12 protein-coding genes are annotated in these 16,831 nt (G+C 41.2%); 4 read left to right on the top strand and 8 right to left on the bottom strand.

Annotation, left to right across the window (positions count from 1 at the left end):
• Positions 1 to 94: 94 nt before the first annotated feature.
• Complete coding sequence (locus RE474_RS12890) at positions 95 to 3,766, top strand: NosD domain-containing protein (protein ID WP_309310766.1); 3,672 nt, start codon at positions 95 to 97, stop codon at positions 3,764 to 3,766.
• Positions 3,767 to 4,052: 286 nt separating this feature from the next.
• Here RE474_RS12890 and RE474_RS12885 read toward each other — a convergent pair whose 3' ends face one another.
• The 5 genes from RE474_RS12885 to RE474_RS12865 all read right to left on the bottom strand — a co-directional run bounded on the left by RE474_RS12885 (position 4,053) and on the right by RE474_RS12865 (position 9,218).
• On the bottom strand, positions 4,053 to 5,474 hold the full coding sequence (locus RE474_RS12885; protein WP_309310765.1) for a 2-oxoacid:acceptor oxidoreductase family protein: 1,422 nt from the start codon (positions 5,472 to 5,474) through the stop codon (positions 4,053 to 4,055).
• 2 nt (positions 5,475 to 5,476) lie between these two features.
• Complete coding sequence (locus tag RE474_RS12880; protein ID WP_309310764.1) at positions 5,477 to 6,538, bottom strand: 3-methyl-2-oxobutanoate dehydrogenase subunit VorB; 1,062 nt, start codon at positions 6,536 to 6,538, stop codon at positions 5,477 to 5,479.
• Positions 6,539 to 6,553: 15 nt separating this feature from the next.
• Positions 6,554 to 6,787 carry a 4Fe-4S dicluster domain-containing protein gene (locus tag RE474_RS12875; RefSeq protein WP_309310763.1) on the bottom strand — a complete coding sequence of 78 codons (234 nt, stop codon included), beginning with the start codon at positions 6,785 to 6,787 and terminating at the stop codon, positions 6,554 to 6,556.
• 127 nt (positions 6,788 to 6,914) lie between these two features.
• On the bottom strand, positions 6,915 to 8,591 hold the full coding sequence (locus RE474_RS12870; RefSeq protein WP_309310762.1) for an AMP-binding protein: 1,677 nt from the start codon (positions 8,589 to 8,591) through the stop codon (positions 6,915 to 6,917).
• A 72-nt stretch (positions 8,592 to 8,663) separates the two neighbouring features.
• A complete protein-coding gene (locus RE474_RS12865; protein WP_309310761.1) occupies positions 8,664 to 9,218 on the bottom strand; it encodes a helix-turn-helix domain-containing protein in 555 nt (184 codons plus the stop codon).
• A gap of 355 nt (positions 9,219 to 9,573) precedes the next feature.
• Here RE474_RS12865 and RE474_RS12860 point away from each other — a divergent pair, with 355 nt between their 5' ends.
• Positions 9,574 to 11,001: a DUF92 domain-containing protein gene (locus RE474_RS12860; protein ID WP_309310760.1), complete on the top strand. Its 1,428-nt coding sequence runs from the start codon at positions 9,574 to 9,576 to the stop codon at positions 10,999 to 11,001.
• Positions 11,002 to 11,144: 143 nt separating this feature from the next.
• Positions 11,145 to 11,546, top strand: a complete 402-nt coding sequence (locus RE474_RS12855) for a Mov34/MPN/PAD-1 family protein (protein WP_154808222.1) — start codon at positions 11,145 to 11,147, stop codon at positions 11,544 to 11,546.
• A gap of 13 nt (positions 11,547 to 11,559) precedes the next feature.
• On the opposite strand, the gene RE474_RS12850 is transcribed toward RE474_RS12855, so the two are convergent.
• Positions 11,560 to 13,212: a PAS domain-containing sensor histidine kinase gene (locus RE474_RS12850; protein WP_309310759.1), complete on the bottom strand. Its 1,653-nt coding sequence runs from the start codon at positions 13,210 to 13,212 to the stop codon at positions 11,560 to 11,562.
• 721 nt (positions 13,213 to 13,933) lie between these two features.
• On the opposite strand from RE474_RS12850, the gene RE474_RS12845 reads away from it, so the two are divergent.
• Entirely contained in the window at positions 13,934 to 14,341 is a 408-nt protein-coding gene (locus RE474_RS12845; RefSeq protein ID WP_309312258.1) for a PaaI family thioesterase, read from the top strand.
• Between the two features lie 49 nt (positions 14,342 to 14,390).
• Here the strand turns inward: RE474_RS12845 and RE474_RS12840 are convergent, their stop codons facing one another.
• Positions 14,391 to 15,239 carry a methanogenesis marker 8 protein gene (locus RE474_RS12840; RefSeq protein WP_309310758.1) on the bottom strand — a complete coding sequence of 283 codons (849 nt, stop codon included), beginning with the start codon at positions 15,237 to 15,239 and terminating at the stop codon, positions 14,391 to 14,393.
• A 39-nt stretch (positions 15,240 to 15,278) separates the two neighbouring features.
• Positions 15,279 to 16,580: a phenylacetate--CoA ligase family protein gene (locus tag RE474_RS12835; RefSeq protein ID WP_309310757.1), complete on the bottom strand. Its 1,302-nt coding sequence runs from the start codon at positions 16,578 to 16,580 to the stop codon at positions 15,279 to 15,281.
• Positions 16,581 to 16,831 lie beyond the last annotated feature (251 nt).

Genomic DNA, 16,831 nt, shown 5'->3' with positions numbered 1-16,831 from the left:
CCGAAAATAAGGAAAGCACTATTCAAGTACACGGATCAGACAGTTTTGTACACAAAATGTTGTGTTCATTATTCTTTAAAAGGGTGGAGCAAGTATGGGAACTAAGCAAGGTCTAATACTATTATTAGTTACATTCTTTATTTTTTTAACCATAACAATAGGAACTACATCGGCAGTTACAATAACTGTTGATGATGACGGTGGCGCAGACTACACTTCGATACAGGATGCAGTAAACAATGCGACTAAAGGGGATACAATTCTCGTGTACCCAGGCATGTATTATGAGAATGTGGTTGTCGATAAACAATTGAATATCACCTCAACCGATGGGGCTTCGGTCACGCACGTAATTGCTGCATCGGCATTCGATCATGTTTTCTATATAACTGCCGACGGAGTGACAATCAATGGTTTTAATGTGAGTGGAGCTACAGGATCTCATGAAGCAGGTATCCAAGTGTTTGGTTCCAGTTACAACAAACTGACAAACAACAATATTTCGAACAACAGGAATGGCATCTATTTGTCGAATTCCTGCAGCAATATTCTGACAAATAACACAGCAGCAAGAAATTACAATTATGGCATCGTTTTGTCTTATGACTGCAACGACAACTTGATTTACAACAACTTGTTTAACAACGATGTCAATGCTGGCTTTAATGGTATCAATATCCATAATGAATGGAACATCGAAAAGACTGCAGGTCCTAATATCATGGGTGGCCCTTACCTGGGAGGCAACTGTTGGGAAAAACCTGATGGAACAGGATTCAGCCAGACATATTATGATGCGGACTTTGACGGCATCTGTGATGGGAGCTATGTTGTTGGTGTAGACAATATGGATTATGGTCCACTCACACCATATGGTGGTGTTGTTACTGTAGATGACAGTGGTGGTGCGGACTATACATCAATAAAAGCAGCAATCGATGCCTCCAATACAAATGCTACCATTCTTGTATATCCGGGCACGTATATTGAGAACGTGAATGTCGGTAAACAACTGAAGATTATGTCAACCGACGGGGCTTCGGTCACGCACGTAATTGCTGCATCGGCATATGATCATGTTTTCGAGATTGTTTCTGATAATGTAACAATCAGCGGTTTCAATATCAGTGGAGCTAGTGAAGATAGCGGCATCTATGGTTCTTCTCTTCATAACGTCATCTTGGCGAACAACAACGTAGCATACAATACCTACGGCATTCATCTGTATGGTTCCGCCAAAAACAAACTGTTAAACAACAATGTAGTAGAAAACAGTTACATTGGCATCGAACTGGCGGATTCCGGTAGCAATACACTGATAAACAACACAGTAGCAAAAAACAGCTGGTACGGTATCCGTCTGTGGTATTCCAACAACCACGTGCTGACAAACAACAACGCAGTAAACAATAACTTTTCCGGCATCTACCTACGTCATTCTGACAACAACAAGCTGACAAATAATATTATAGCAGAAAATATCAATGAAGGCATCTATTTGAGTTATTATTCCAACGACAACCTTATTTACAACAACTTCTTCAACAACTCTGTCAATGCCAAATTTTACGGTTACAACACCGGCAATGTCTGGAACACCACAAAGACCGAAGGCACCAATATAGCAGGTGGTCCTTACCTAGGAGGCAACTACTGGGCAACTCCCAACGGAACTGGATTCAGCCAGACCCACAATGACACGGACAGTGACGGAATATGTAATTCGTACTATACCATAGTCACAGATCCTAATTCTATTGACAAGCTTCCACTTAGAAATTCTATCTATACTGTAGATGACGGTGGTGGTGCGGACTATACTACAATACAGGCAGCGGTTAATGCTGCCATTCCCGGTGCTACCGTCCTTGTGTATCCGGGTACGTATGTTGAAAACGTGAATGTAGATAAACGACTGAATATCACGTCAACCGATGGGGCTGCGGTCACGAATGTCATTGCCGCATCGACTAATGATCATGTTTTCGAGGTCACTGCTGATGGAGTGAAGATCAATGGTTTTAATGTAAGTGGAGCTACATATTATTACAAAGCAGGCATCTGTCTGCATTACTCTGACTACAACACGTTGACAAACAACAGTGCAACCAACAATTACAACGGCATCTTTCTATGGGGTACCAGCAACAGTATGCTGGCAAACAACAACGTTTCGAAGAACAGGGATGGTATCTATCTGCATTCTTCCACAGACAACACGTTGATAAACAACAACGCATTAAACAATAGCTTTTCTGGCATCTATTTGCGTTTTTCCAGTAACAACTTCCTTACAAATAATAAAGTATCGCTCAATGCTGATGATGGTATCCTTCTGTCTGGTTCCAATAACAACATTTTGACAAACAACAGTGCAGCAGGCAATGATGTTTTTGGCATCGTTCTGGAATATTCCAATAACAACATGATATACAACAACATCTTCAATAATTCAGTTAATACTGACTTTATAGGAGACAATACCGGTAACATGTGGATAGGTGGAACTATGAAATTGCTTCTTAATGATGATGAGAAACACACTATTAGGACAGGTTCATCATTTAAGCTACCAGAAGGCTATGCTCTTAACATAAAGCAGATCACTGTCGAAGGCGACAAGGTCTGGATGGAATTCTCCAAGGACGGAGTCTCCTTGGGCGATGAAGTTATTGATGTGGGAAGCGGCGAAGCTACATGGAATTATGAAGCAGTTGTTGGTGACCATGAAGCTATAATCCTATTCAGAGTACTTGTTACAGATGTATTCCAGAATCAGGTTGACAGCCTTGTAGTAGTAGAGGGTCTGTGGCTTATTGAGAACACTCTTGAGATGGAATATAATATTGTAGGTGGACCATATCTAGGCGGTAATTACTGGGCAACGCCTGATAATAATGGGTTCAGCCAGACCAATGCAGATACAGATGAGGATGGATTTTGTGATTCACCATTGAATAAGTATGAGTTGGCAGTGAGTAATATCGATTATCTGCCACTTTCAACTACACTAACAATTACCGGCAGTTGCCCAATAGATATAGAGGTTGTGGATCCAGAAGGATTTTTAATCACAAAACAAACAAATCAGATTCTGGGGGCAACGTATAGAGAAATAGATATAAATGGGGATGGAGATCTAAATGACATTGTATCAATTCCAAATCTAAAACAAGGAAATTACCAAATAGAAATAATTCCAGAACAAGATGCTGAACCCTCTGAAACCTATACACTCGAAGTTTCATTAGGAGGTACTACTTTAATTTTGGATAAAAATGTACCTGCCAGTAATATTCCGAATCAACCATATAATGTAAAAATAACAGCCGAACGAGAAATATCTTCTTATGCGTATAATCCATCCATCAACATTGAAAAATCTACAAATGGAATGAATGCTGATAATTCAACTGGCCCTCAAATAATTGTAGGGGATACAGTTACATGGACTTACAATGTAACAAATACCGGTAACGTGAATCTGATAGATATCAATGTTACCGACAGCAAAGGGATTGAAGTAAATTGTCCCAAGACAACGCTGGAACCAGGTGAATCAATGACCTGTACAGCTATAGGAATAGCGGAACTCGGACAGTATAGTAATTATGGGAATGTCACTGCCATGCATGGAGATGTTGAGGTTCAAGACAGTGACTTAAGCCATTATTTTGGATACGGTAAGAAGAGTCCTGGATTTGGAATATTGGCAGGTCTCATTGTCATCGTCTCAATAACTCTTCTTCGCAGGCGTGGGGATTGATCATTAAATCCTCTTTTATTTCTGCTGCATTTTCCGAGAATGGCAGTTTAAGTGTCTTGTCGGGTTGCAGACCATTTTCTATAAGATTTACGACTTTCACAGTGCTTGTGAACGTCTTTCCTGAATCTGGACCTGTCAATATGAGTTAAGATTTGCTGTATAGAATATAGCTCTTAACTGACCGGGTTTAGTTTTGTTTCAACCCATCTCATCTCTCCTTTTTTAAAAAATAAATGTAGCAGGCATGGATGCATGCCTGAAATATTGATTAATTTATAATACCAATTCAGATATTCTCTTTTGCCCACACAGCTGCTGCTTCCAGAACTGCGTGGTTTAGTGGAATAAGTTTTGGTTTCTTGGCAAAGGTCTCAGCAAGAGCTGCCTTGAAATGTTTTTCATCAAGTCCTGTGATTCCAAGAGCCATGATAACTCCCAGCATTACGGTATTTGCGGCCTTCTCAGAACCTGCATCACCTGCAATCTTTACAGCCGGAACAGCTACGCCTTTAATACCTTCAGGAATGTCACATTCTCCGATAGCTGAATCATAAAGAATGTATCCACCTTCCTTTACCTCAAAAGCAAACTTTTCCAGTGAAGGACGATTCATTGCCACAAGCACATCAGGTGTGTAGACTACCGGAGAACCGATCGATTCGCCTGAAACAACAACAGAACAGTTGGAGGTTCCACCACGCTGTTCAGGACCGTATGATGGATACCATGAAACAAAGCGCTGTGCATCACACCCTGCGTGTGCCAGTGTCAGACCCATGCTCAGTACACCCTGTCCACCAAAGCCTGCTGCTTTTATCTGGACTTCAGGGAATGAAGGATCAAGTTTAGCATCAGGTGATGATTCGGTCTCAAGATTGAAGAGGTCATCAATTGAATTCTTGTCAAATACACTGTCTCCTCTGCAAAGTGGCTCAGTTTCTTCAGAAAGATCCCTGAAATTGCCAAGCGGGAATTCCTTCTCCATTTCCTCATTTACAAACGCAGTACTCTGCTCGGAATTCTGCCTGAGGTTTGTAGGACATGTGGAAAGGATCTCCACAAATGAATATCCTTTTCCATCACGCTGGATTTCAAGTGCTTTGCGGATAGCTTTGCGTGCCTTTCTGATGTGTGAAATATCGGAAACTGAAACTCTTTCAATAAAAACAGGAGCTTTCAGGTTGTTTAGAAGCTCGCACATATGCATTGGATAGCCTGCAAATCCGGGGTCTCTTCCGTCAGGACAGGTTACGGTCTTCTCCCCGATGAGAGTTGTTGGAGCCATCTGGCCGCCGGTCATACCATAAACGGTGTTGTTGACAAAGAATACTGCCATCTTCTCACCACGGTTGGCTGCCTGAATGGTTTCGTTCAGACCGATTGATGCAAGGTCACCGTCTCCCTGATAAGAAATAACCACCGAATCATCCTGTGCCCTTGAAACACCTGTTCCAACAGCAGGAGCACGTCCGTGTGCTACCTGGATGTTTCCGCAGTCAAAGTAGTAATAAGCAAACACAGCACAACCTACAGGACTTATCATAACACTGCGGTCCTGTATTTCAAGGTCATGCATTGCCTCGCCGATAAGCTTATGGATCACACCATGTCCGCATCCCGGACAGTAGTGGGTTGCAGTTGGAGCTGCACCGCCCTTTCTGGTATATTCAGAGTACAGGCCAGCGCTCTTAATCACTTTTTCTGCCATATTTACTCCTCCACAGCTGCGATATTTCTTATGCTTTCAAGAACCTGGTCCATTGTAATAAGGTTACCACCCATACGATATACAAGTGCGGTAGGCCTGCTGCATTCAATTGCCAGCTTAATGTCCTCGAGCATCTGTCCGTTGCTCATCTCTACTGAGACAAATGTGCATTCTCTTGAATCTGCAATTGCTTTCAGTTCTTCTTTTGGGAACGGGAAAAGTGTCTTTGGCCTGAAAAGACCTACCTTAATACCTTCCTTTCTTGCCTGGTCAACAGCAGATTTGCATATACGACTGCTGATTCCGTATGCTACAAGAATAATGGATGCATCCTTTGTCATATAGTCCTCGTACTCGACTTCCTGCTCCTCGATGGTTGCGTATTTTTCCTGAATTTCATAGTTGAATTCTTCAAGCTGGTTGAAGTCAAGGAAAATAGATGTCACAAGGTTCTCCCTGGTTTCTGCTGTACCGCTTACAGCCCATTCAGTGTCAATTTCGGGTTTTACTGAAACTTCCGGGAACTGAAGGGACTCAACCATCTGCCCAAGTACACCGTCAGCCAGTACAACTACCGGATTGCGGTATTTGAAAGCAAGTTCAAATCCCTTGATGACGAAATCACACATTTCCTGCACGGAGTTTGGAGCCAGTACTATATTCTTGTAGTTACCGTGTCCTCCACCCTTTACTACCTGACTGTAATCTCCCTGCTCAGGACCGATATTTCCAAGACCCGGACCTGCTCTCATGATATCTACTATGACACATGGAAGTTCAGCTCCTGCAATATAAGAAACTCCTTCCTGTTTCAGGCTGATTCCCGGACCGGATGATGCGGTCATGACCCGGTGACCTGTGGATGCTGCACCGTAGACCATATTAATTGCAGCTTCTTCAGATTCTGCCTGTACGAATTTCCTTCCAAGTTTTGGGAAATACTTAGAAGCTTCCTGCAAAATCTCACTTGCAGGAGTGATAGGATAACCGAAATAACAGTCACATCCAGCGTATAGTGCACCTATGACAGCTGCTGTGTTACCTTTTACTAATTGTGTTGCCATTTTCTCACCTTAAGTTCAATCGTCCTTAAGCGGAATGTGTATCTCTATGGCAAGTGGCTCAGGACAGGTATAATAACAGTTGGCACAACCTGTGCAGCCCTCACCTGCATATTCTATGTAATGGTATCCTCTTTCGTTGATATCGTCACTCATTTTCAGGACACCTTTGGGACATGCTACAATACAACGTCCGCAGGCTTTACACTCTATGATATTAATAACCGGGGATGGTTCTTTTTTGCCTGACATAATTCAAAGCCTCATTTTAAGTTTAAACGTTTAAAAATAATATCCCGGATGGAATACTCCATAAAGAAACTGAATATCTATCTACTTTATGGTCCGGGAAGTAAATTAAAAGCAAACAAAAGAAAGGTTACTGTGAACCTTCCTGATCGTGGTCACGAATCTCAACACGCCTTATCTTCCCACTGATAGTCTTTGGAAGTTCAGGAACAAATTCCACAACACGTGGATACTTGTAAGGTGCTGTGACTCTCTTTACATGGTCCTGGAGTTCTTTCTTAAGCTCATCGCTGGCTGTGTAGTCCTTTGTAAGAACTATGGTTGCCTTGATAACCTGTCCTCTTACTGGATCAGGAACACCTGTGATTGCACATTCAAGAACTGCAGGGTGCTCAATAAGTGCACTCTCTACTTCGAAAGGACCAACACGGTAACCGGATGTCTTTATGATATCGTCAGCCCTGCCAACGAACCAGTAGTAACCGTCCTCATCTTTCCATGCCATGTCACCTGTGTGGTAGTAACCGTCATGCCAGACCCTTGCAGTAAGTGCCTCATCTGAACGGTATCCGGTAAAGATTCCCGGCGGGTTTCCAAAACTTGTGTCAATGCAGATCTCTCCTTCTTCACCTGCTTCACATGGTTTGCCCTCACCGTTAATGAGCATGATATCATACTCAGGAGAGGGTTTTCCCATTGAACCTGGTTTTGGTTCAAGCCAGGGATAAGTTGCAACAGAGACAACTGTTTCTGTCTGTCCGAAACCCTCCATGAGTTTCATACCTGTTATCTTGTAGAACTGATCGTAAACTTCAGGGTTCAGAGGTTCTCCTGCTGTTACACAGTACTTAAGGCAGCTGAAGTCATAATTACTCAGGTCTTCCCTGATAAGGAATCTGTATATTGTTGGTGGAGCACAGTATGTTGTTACACCGTACTTGATAGCGTTCTCAAGCATCCTGTCAGCACTGAATCTCTCGTAGTCATATACAAAAACAGCACTGCCTGCTATCCACTGACCGTATATCTTACCCCATACACATTTTGCCCAGCCGGAATCAGCAACAGTATAATGGAGACCTTCATCTGTTACATTCTGCCAGTACTTTGCTGTTATAATGTGTGCAAGAGGATAGGTAAAGCTGTGCTGCACCATCTTTGGGAAACCGGTGGTTCCTGATGAGAAGTAGTTCAACAGGATATCATCGTTGCATGTTGCTTCTTCACCTGTCGGACGTTCAAAATCCTCGGATGCTTTTTCCATTTCCCCGGTAAAACCAAGCCATCCTTCTCTTTCAAGACCAATTACAAGGCGGTTCTTAAGAATACTGCTTACCTCATCATAAGCCTCGTCAACATAATCAAGAATACCTTCGTCAGGTGCACATATTACAGTATTGATAATTGCGCGCTCTACCCTGTAGACAACATCCTTCTTTGTGAGCATGTGGGTTGCAGGAACTGCAATGGCACCAATTCTATGAAGTGCAAGGATACAGAACCAGAATTCATAGCGGCTCTTGAGCATGAGCATTACGTTGTCGCCTTTTCTTACACCAAGGCTCTTGAGCATATTTGCAGTTTTATTACTATAATACTGGAGATCCTTGAAAGTGAATATTTTTTCTTCACCGTTATCATCACACCAGACAAGAGCCTTCTTATCAGGCTGTTCTGCCGCATAGACATCTACAACATCGTATGCGAAGTTGAAGTTATCAGGAATATTGATCTTGAAGTTTGCTTTGAAGTCCTCATAGGACGTAAATTCCACACGCGAAACATATTTTTCAAGTAATGAAGTCATAATACCTCCGAATAAGTATAAGTTTGAACATAAGTTTAAGCAGAAATTTAAGTCAAAATTACAATTATAAGTTTACAATATCACAGCCAGGAACTTTGCTGGTTTGCCACCAAGTGCCTGCATTCCATGTTCATAGCCAGAATCAAAGAATATGGAATCGCCTTCTTCAAGGACAATTTCGTTGTTGTGGATGACCACTTTAAGTGTTCCCTCAAGGACATAATCGAATTCCTGACCAGGATGACTGTTGGTTGAAATTGATGTGCCTTCCGGTTTAGGGTCAACCCTTACAACAAAAGGCTCAGCCTTCTTGTGAGCAAAGTTTGCAGCAATGTTCTGGTACTTGTAATCCTTGCGACGTTCTGCACTTACACCCTTATCCTTACGGGTGACTGAGAAAACACGCATCCTTGGGGCTTCTCCGGTGAGAAGTACTGACATATCTACATTCAGATTCTGGGCGATCTCAAGAAGAACGCTTGCAGGTATATCCTCCTCTCCACCCTCATACTTAGAATAAGTGTCAACGGACAATGCCAGCTTTCCGGCCATTTCCTCAATGGAAATATCGGAAATATCACGTAATTCCCTTACACGGGCTGCAATTTCTTTGATCTTTTCCTGCATAGAAACACCTTCCTAAATGGCCATATGAATACAAAAGAAAAACTTCGCAGATTGCCAGTGCAAAAAGCGGCATTTAATCTCAAAAAGGGAGTCTGCTCCCCGGTATTCTCCAGATAGGTCTGTGAGTTTAAGAGTTACTATTATTTTAATATATTTGTTTATAATGTGCCATGTAATAACATGACATGATTCTGCTGTAGTTGTTTTTCGGAAAATAACGACGACAAAAACCGAGACGAACAGGAAAATATATTAATATTATAATAATGGAATAATCATTATCAATATATAGCTTTAATATTATCTGAAATACAAAACAAATCATAAATCATTATGCAAAATACCAGCGATTAATATGGCAGGCATACCAAAGATATTTGAGAACATGGAACATGAATACAGAAGGCAGTTACTTCATGCTGCTTTCGGTTTCCTCATACTTCTGTTTCCATTTATCGGCTCTGAGATTCTGCTAATCCTCAGTTTTCTAATGATATTCGCACTGACATTCCTGCCTGAAGACTGGCCTCTTAACCGTTATCTGTATAAAAAACCACTTCCGGGCTCAAGGGAAATGCTCACGGATAAAATTAATGAGGGACTTAAAAGCGCAAAGAACCTTGCAATATCCGTATTCATCCTGATGCTGATAAGTGCATTACTGGAATTTACTCAGTATAGACTTCCATTATATGTCATAGCTGGTGCAATTGCAATATCAACTTTTGGAACAAGTTCTGCAAACTTCATACGACATCGCAAGCAACTGCAGATCCTGCATTGCAAATCCAATGCTGAGGAAAAAGAGTGCTGTCTGCTCCCTTCCAGCATTGTGCTGCTTGGTGTGGGAATACTGACAACATATTTAGCCGGACTCTGGCTCATACACTGGCAGAATATTGACATTGATCTTAATATGCTCTTTTTCCTTGCGGTAATAGGCTCCATAACAGGAGCACTCTTTGAATCTATCCCATCAAACATAGATAATAATCTCTCCGTTCCACTTGGTTCGGGCATGTCAATGTGGCTTTTCAGCTCTTTCGGATACTCCGTACCTCCACAACAGATGTTCTTCGCATTGATGTTCTCACTTGTATTGGGTTATCTTGCATACAAAACAAGAATAGCTGATCTTTCGGCCCTTTTCAGTGCTGCTCTCCTGGGAGTTTTGATAATTGTATTCAGCGAACTATTCTGGTTCGTTCTTCTGTTGACATTCTTCATACTTGGAGGAGCCTTTACTAAGTACAAGTACAGATACAAAGAATCCATAGGACTCGCACAGTCCAAAGGCGGTGTCAGAAGCTATGAGAATGTGTTCAGCAACAGCATGGCAGCTCTGATTCTGGCGATATGCTATGGAATATATCCGCAATATGCAGACCTGATAATATTTGCATACCTCGGTACCGTGGCTACTGCAACCGGTGATACTCTTGCAAGTGAAATCGGAACAACCGCGCATTCACAACCAATAATGATAACCACACTGAAACCAACGCGTGCAGGTGTTGACGGAGCGGTCACCATACTTGGTGAAGTAGCCGCACTTCTCGGTTCCATGGTAATTGGCCTGCTTCCCGTTCTTTTTGGACGGGTTGAAAATGCAACTATGGCAATAGCCATTACAACCGCTGGTGGTTTCCTTGGAACAAATATTGACAGCCTCCTAGGTGCAACACTTCAGAAGCGTGGTATGCTTTCAAACAGTGGTGTCAATTTTGTTGCGACATTTGCAGGAGCTATTGTTTCAGGAATAATCTATCTCCTGCTTAACTAAGTAAAAATCTAATATCTTTTTCTAACTTAGTGCAGAAATGGTTTTGGACTCCATATTGCTAAAAAAGTGGTCGATGCTCATAATCCCATCACAAAAATAGTGTTCTCAAAAAATTTATATGTTCTCCATGTATAGATTTAAAGATGAGTGAAGCAATAAAGGGAATTGCCAGAGATACTCTGGATTTTATTATGGAGGTCAGCAAGTCGACTTACCCTAATGAATTTGCCGGCCTTTTGGAAACAAAAGATGGAATTATTACGGATGTACTTATACTCCCCGGAACCGAATCCAGTGAAATCAATGCAGTTCTTAAACTCTTCATGATGCCAAATATCTCTGCAGTTGGTTCTGTACACAGCCATCCAAGTTCCATCATAAGACCTTCAAAGGCTGATCTCAGGCTGTTCAGTAAAACAGGGAACCATCATATAATAGTTGGCCACCCTTTTGGGCCTGATAACTGGAAATGTTTTAACGGCAGCGGGGAAGAGATCAGACTGGAAGTGCTTGATGTAGAGATAGAAGATGACGAGATTCTCTGAAAGCAGACCCAACTTACTCTGTATATCTCGTGCTGCTGTATACATCTCCAAGTACACCAAAGGTTTCTGAAGAAGGCAGTGGTAATATAACTTCAAATGTGCTTCCTTCACCAGGTTTACTCTCAAGAGAGATGGTTCCGCCATGAACTTCGACAAATTTCTTCACAATACTCAAACCAAGTCCTGAACCCTCAAATTTACGATTAAGAGACCAGTCAAGCTGTACGAAAGCATTGTACAGTATCTTTTGGTCTTCTTCCGATATACCTATGCCATCATCTTTTACAATCAGGTGAAGTTCATTATTCCTATTCTGCCTGACAATGACAAGAACAGTTCCCCCGGAAGGAGTGAATTTTATTCCATTACTGATAAGATGATGTAAAATTGTTTTTATCTTGGACTTATCAGCATATATAACTGTTACAGAAGGATCAACATCAAACTCAAGATTTACACCTTTTTTGAGTGCCTGAGAAACCAGCATCCTCTTTATATCAGACATGAGATTAGGCAATGAGAACAGATCGACATCGATCTCCATCTTCCCTTCTTCAATCTCCGCAATATATATCAACGAGTCAACCAGGTCAAGGAATCTGGAGCCTGCAAACTTGATAATCTCAGTAAAATGCCTTTGATCTTCACTCAGCGTTCCAGTCTCTTCAGCCAGAAGAAGATCTGCGTATCCAAGTATCAGATTCAGGGGTGTTCGGAGTTCGTGATTCATATTACAGAGGAACTCGCTTTTTGTGCGTGATGTATTCTCTGCCAGCATTTTGGCTTCCAGCATTGCCTGCTCTGCCTGTTTGGAGAGACTTACATCCTGGAGCGTCTCAATTGCTCCCATGATATTATTGTTATGATCCCTTAAAGGAGCAGCAGTTATAAGTAGCCATTTGCCTATTGCTTCAAAATAGTCTTCTGCCTGATAACCACCTTCTACAAAAGAAGGTTGCAACTTTTTATTGCCATATGCTTTTTCTATATCACTAAGGCAATTGTCAACTATCAGATCTGCAAGTATCGGCCTCTTATTATGATAGAAAGCCATCCACGAGTTTCTGGTTCCTATTATATCTTTGGCCTTAATACCTGTTGTATTCTCACAGGCTTTGTTCCAGTATATGATATCGTGCTCTTTGTTGATCACAAAAGCCGGTATAGGACTACCATTCACTATCTGGAATAGTTCATTCTTCTTTTCCTGTAACTCGACCTCTGTGCGTTTGCGTTCTGTTATATCACGACCGACGCCCACCACACCAATGAGTTCATGTTCCTCTGTGAATAGAGGAGCTTTAAATGTTTCAAGAAGAATTCTCATTCCATCTGCACGATCTATCCATTCCACACTTTTATATGAGTGACCGGACTCCAATACTCTCCTGTCATTGGAACGGAAAAAATCAGCTCTGTTTCTGTCAAATATATCATGGCTGGTTTTCCCTATAATCTCACCGGCAGATTTGCCCACATATCTGGAAAACATTTCATTACACGAAAGAAAAACACCATCAGCATCTTTAAAAAAAACAAGGTCAGGAACTGATCGAAGCAAGCCGGAAAGAAGAGCTGTTTTTTGAAATAATTCCCTTTTTACCGAGTCAGGTATGTCCATTGAGTCATAATTCGTAGCATCATCTAAGTTATCATTACCTAGCACACCTATTACCCCTACTCTAATTGCCACTTTAAACAAACGGATACAGACAACTCAATGCTCCACCTTTTGATATGTCTAAAAGTTACAATCTTTTTTGTTCTGTTAAATAGCAGCAATTACCCCGTGTAATATAAATATTTTGCAAAATAGATTAAAATTTGAGAAAGTTCTATTTTTACAATATTATATATATGAAATTAGACACCATTGTTTAAAAAATACGATGACGAGTGTGCAAAATAATCAAAAATACCTCAAAACTTATATAGAAGATATATTCCAACCTTTGATTGAAAGAAAAAACAAGAATAAGTTAAAGATGACAGGAAGAAATCACACGCATACGAAGGGAAAAGAGTAAATGGACCGCAGCATCCATTTACACTCTTTTCTACACTAACCCCACATAGACCCAATCCTTTGTGGTACAAATCAGACTACACCGTGGTAGCTGAGGAATGAGTAGTAGGTTATAAGAGCGATCATCATTGAAAGGAACAATGTTCCAAAACTGTATGTATTGCGATTAACGTAATATTCTGTCATGTTTTATCATGATAAACTAGTATGTATTCGTATATATAACTTACTCATATTTGTCATGATTAATCGTTCTACTTGCATAATACGAACAATTCCATGAGTAATTAACAACTAGTATAAGTATCAGGAAAACAAACTGGGTGAACACATCACTCAAACGAGGGTTTATATGGAAAACATGGATGATATCCAAAGTTATTTTTCTCAGGAATGTTTCGCATCAAATTCCGGAATGAAATTAACTGAAGTCTCAAAAGGCTATGCTAAAGCAGAGATGAAAATAGAAAAAAGACATCACAATATCCTGGGTACTGTGCACGGTGGAGCAATTTTCACACTTGCAGATATGGCGTTTGCTGCAGCATCAAATTCATATGGAACAGTTGCCGTTGCCATCAACGCCGATATATCCTTTGTTAAAGCTGCTGTAGAAGGTACTCTTTATGCAGAAGCAAAAGAAACATCTATCAACCCTAAGATATCAACCTACGTCGTTAACATAACTGATGATAAGGGAGACATCGTTGCAATATTTAACGGAATGACATACAGGAAGAAAAATAAACTTGACATTCCGGAAAAATGAAATGTCAGGTAACTAAAAAGTAATAGTATTAAAAAAGAAAGCTGGTTAATCAGACCAGTTCTTTTGGCTGTTTTGCTTCAGGCAATGAGGGAAGCTTTGCAGAACTGACAAACAGAGGTGAATCCACTTCCTTTGCCCTTTCCAGAAGCAATTCCTTTCCACGCTGTGTAAGTCCAAAAAGAGGAACTGCACTGCCAACCTGAACCAGTGGTTTTACAAGTTCACGTATATTTTTTGAAGCACAACTTGTCACAATATCAGTATTGTCAATCAGATCCTGTGCTGCCTGTCTGTTAATACCTGTAACGTGTGCACCTATGATCACAAGCTCAAGGTCAAGTTCCTTTTCAACCTCACGCAGCTCTTTTGCAGTTTCCGGGAAAACAACGGTAACAGCTATTTTTCTGTAACCAAGCTGTGCAGCTTTCCTGACTCCTGCCACCGGGTCGACCCTGGCAGTTGAAGGGTCAAGGACAATTCCACCACGTTCACTAATTCCGTTTATGGTCTCATCTATAGGTTCTGTTTCAACAAGACCCGATATACGTGCACCCATTCCCTGAACAAGATTTGGATTATTGGAAATTACAGTCCCTGCACCATCACATGCAGTGACAGTTGTATCCAGCAGACCACTGGTAAGTCCTGTCATCATTGTCTCGGATGCACCAAAACCTACGAAAATATCCATATCTAGCTGACGTTTGTTTGTGAAGAGACCGAAATCCTTTATTCGGAACTCCATATTCTTTCTGATCTCTTCCTTTGTGATCTCAGTTATGCCACGAGCCTTTTCAAATATGGGACACCAGCCGATCAAAGGTTCTCCAACTTCAGTGATCTCTCCATTTTCTACAACAACTCTGGCCTTTCCAAGAATTTCCATGATATGTGGCATATTTTCACCTTGATTTATGATATGAATAATAAAAAGTACTTAGATTGCATTTCTTCTGTCAACAACCTTCTGTGACTTTCCTGCTGTTCTTGGGATAGAACCTTTTTCTACAAGATCAACATTTGTCCTGATGTTGAGCACACTCTTGAGTTCATTCTCGACATGCCTGCGAACAGCTGCAAGGTCTTTGAGCTCGCCTGTGAAAGCATTCTCTTCGAGCTCTACCCTGACAGTGATTTCATCCAGCATCTTTGCATTTCTGTCAAGAAGCACCTGGAAATGCTCTGTGACTTCCGGAATGTCCACAATGACATCCTCTATCTGTGATGGGAACACATTGATACCCCTCACAATGAGCATATCGTCTGCTCTTCCAAGAAGCCTTGAAATACGTGGTGTAGTACGACCACATGAACATTCGCTCTCAAGAAGACGTGTAATATCACCGGTTCTGTATCTTATAATAGGAAGTGCTTCCTTTGTCAGGGATGTGAGTACAAGTTCTCCTTTCTCGCCTTCTGCAACCTGCTCACCATTCTCATCAAGAACCTCAACATAGAAGTGATCACTCCATATGTGAAGGCCGTCCTGTTCCTCACACTCAAAAGCAACACCCGGTCCCATGAGTTCTGAAAGACCGTAGGAATCGTATGCTTTAATGTTCAAAGAGTTCTCAAGCTGTTTTCTTGTATTTGCAGACCATGGTTCAGCACCAAAACATCCTACTCTAAGAGAAAGCTTGTCTACAATATCCAATTCCTTTGCGGTTTCTGCAAGATAAAGTGCATAAGAAGGAGTACAGTGAACTGCAGTTACACCGAAATCGATCATCATTTCAAGCTGCCTGGCTGTATTTCCCGTACCACTTGGCACAGTCATGGCACCCATTCTTTCAGCACCATAATGGAAACCAAGACCACCTGTAAAAAGTCCGTAGTTAACTGCATTCTGGAATACATCACTGCTGTCAAGACCAGCCATTGTGAGGTTTCTTGCCATGAGATCTGACCAGTTCTCGATATCATTCCTTGTATAGCCAACTACTGTTGGCTTTCCACTTGTACCAGAAGATGCATGGATCCTTACTATTTCCTCTCTTGGTACTGCAAAAAGACCGAATGGATAGTTATCCCTGAGATCAGTCTTCCTTGTGGTTGGTAATTTGCTGATATCATCAAGTGATTTAATATTATCAGGAGTTATGCCAAGTTGCTTGAACTTCTCCCTGTAGAAAGGAACGTTATTATAGACTGCCGCAGCCGTCTTTTTCAAGCGTTTTAGTTGCAGTTCAGAACGTTCTTCTTTTTTCATTGTCTCGTATTTTGGCTGCCAATATCTCATGGAAACATCTCCGCAAAATATCCTCTCATAGGAGTACATCTTTAAATGGTTTGCTATTATGGCACACGCTAACAGGAACCTAGCCAATAATTACCTCCAGATGCGTGCACATCTACATACATGTTACATCAAAATCTGCACATAAATTTATAATTTTGACTGAATTATTATCATACAATGTACAAATCTTCTTTTTTTATGAACATGATTTGAATTATGATGTCATAAGGGTTTAAACCGTGTCCATCCAG

The organism is Methanolobus sediminis, from assembly GCF_031312595.1.
Classification (GTDB): Archaea; Halobacteriota; Methanosarcinia; order Methanosarcinales; family Methanosarcinaceae; genus Methanolobus; species Methanolobus sediminis.
Note: the sequence above shows the minus strand (reverse complement) of the source record. Positions and strands in the feature narration are given on the sequence as shown.

What these genes read in the sequence shown, in the direction of transcription:
- RE474_RS12835 (WP_309310757.1), bottom strand. Translation starts at nt 16,580, where the DNA reads ATGAGATATTGGCAGCCAAAATACGAGACAATGAAAAAAGAAGAACGT.
- RE474_RS12855 (WP_154808222.1), top strand. Translation starts at nt 11,145, where the DNA reads ATGAGTGAAGCAATAAAGGGAATTGCCAGAGATACTCTGGATTTTATT.
- RE474_RS12840 (WP_309310758.1), bottom strand. Translation starts at nt 15,239, where the DNA reads ATGCCACATATCATGGAAATTCTTGGAAAGGCCAGAGTTGTTGTAGAA.
- RE474_RS12870 (WP_309310762.1), bottom strand. Translation starts at nt 8,591, where the DNA reads ATGACTTCATTACTTGAAAAATATGTTTCGCGTGTGGAATTTACGTCC.
- RE474_RS12875 (WP_309310763.1), bottom strand. Translation starts at nt 6,787, where the DNA reads ATGTCAGGCAAAAAAGAACCATCCCCGGTTATTAATATCATAGAGTGT.
- RE474_RS12885 (WP_309310765.1), bottom strand. Translation starts at nt 5,474, where the DNA reads ATGGCAGAAAAAGTGATTAAGAGCGCTGGCCTGTACTCTGAATATACC.
- RE474_RS12860 (WP_309310760.1), top strand. Translation starts at nt 9,574, where the DNA reads ATGGCAGGCATACCAAAGATATTTGAGAACATGGAACATGAATACAGA.
- RE474_RS12880 (WP_309310764.1), bottom strand. Translation starts at nt 6,538, where the DNA reads ATGGCAACACAATTAGTAAAAGGTAACACAGCAGCTGTCATAGGTGCA.
- RE474_RS12865 (WP_309310761.1), bottom strand. Translation starts at nt 9,218, where the DNA reads ATGCAGGAAAAGATCAAAGAAATTGCAGCCCGTGTAAGGGAATTACGT.
- RE474_RS12890 (WP_309310766.1), top strand. Translation starts at nt 95, where the DNA reads ATGGGAACTAAGCAAGGTCTAATACTATTATTAGTTACATTCTTTATT.
- RE474_RS12845 (WP_309312258.1), top strand. Translation starts at nt 13,934, where the DNA reads ATGGATGATATCCAAAGTTATTTTTCTCAGGAATGTTTCGCATCAAAT.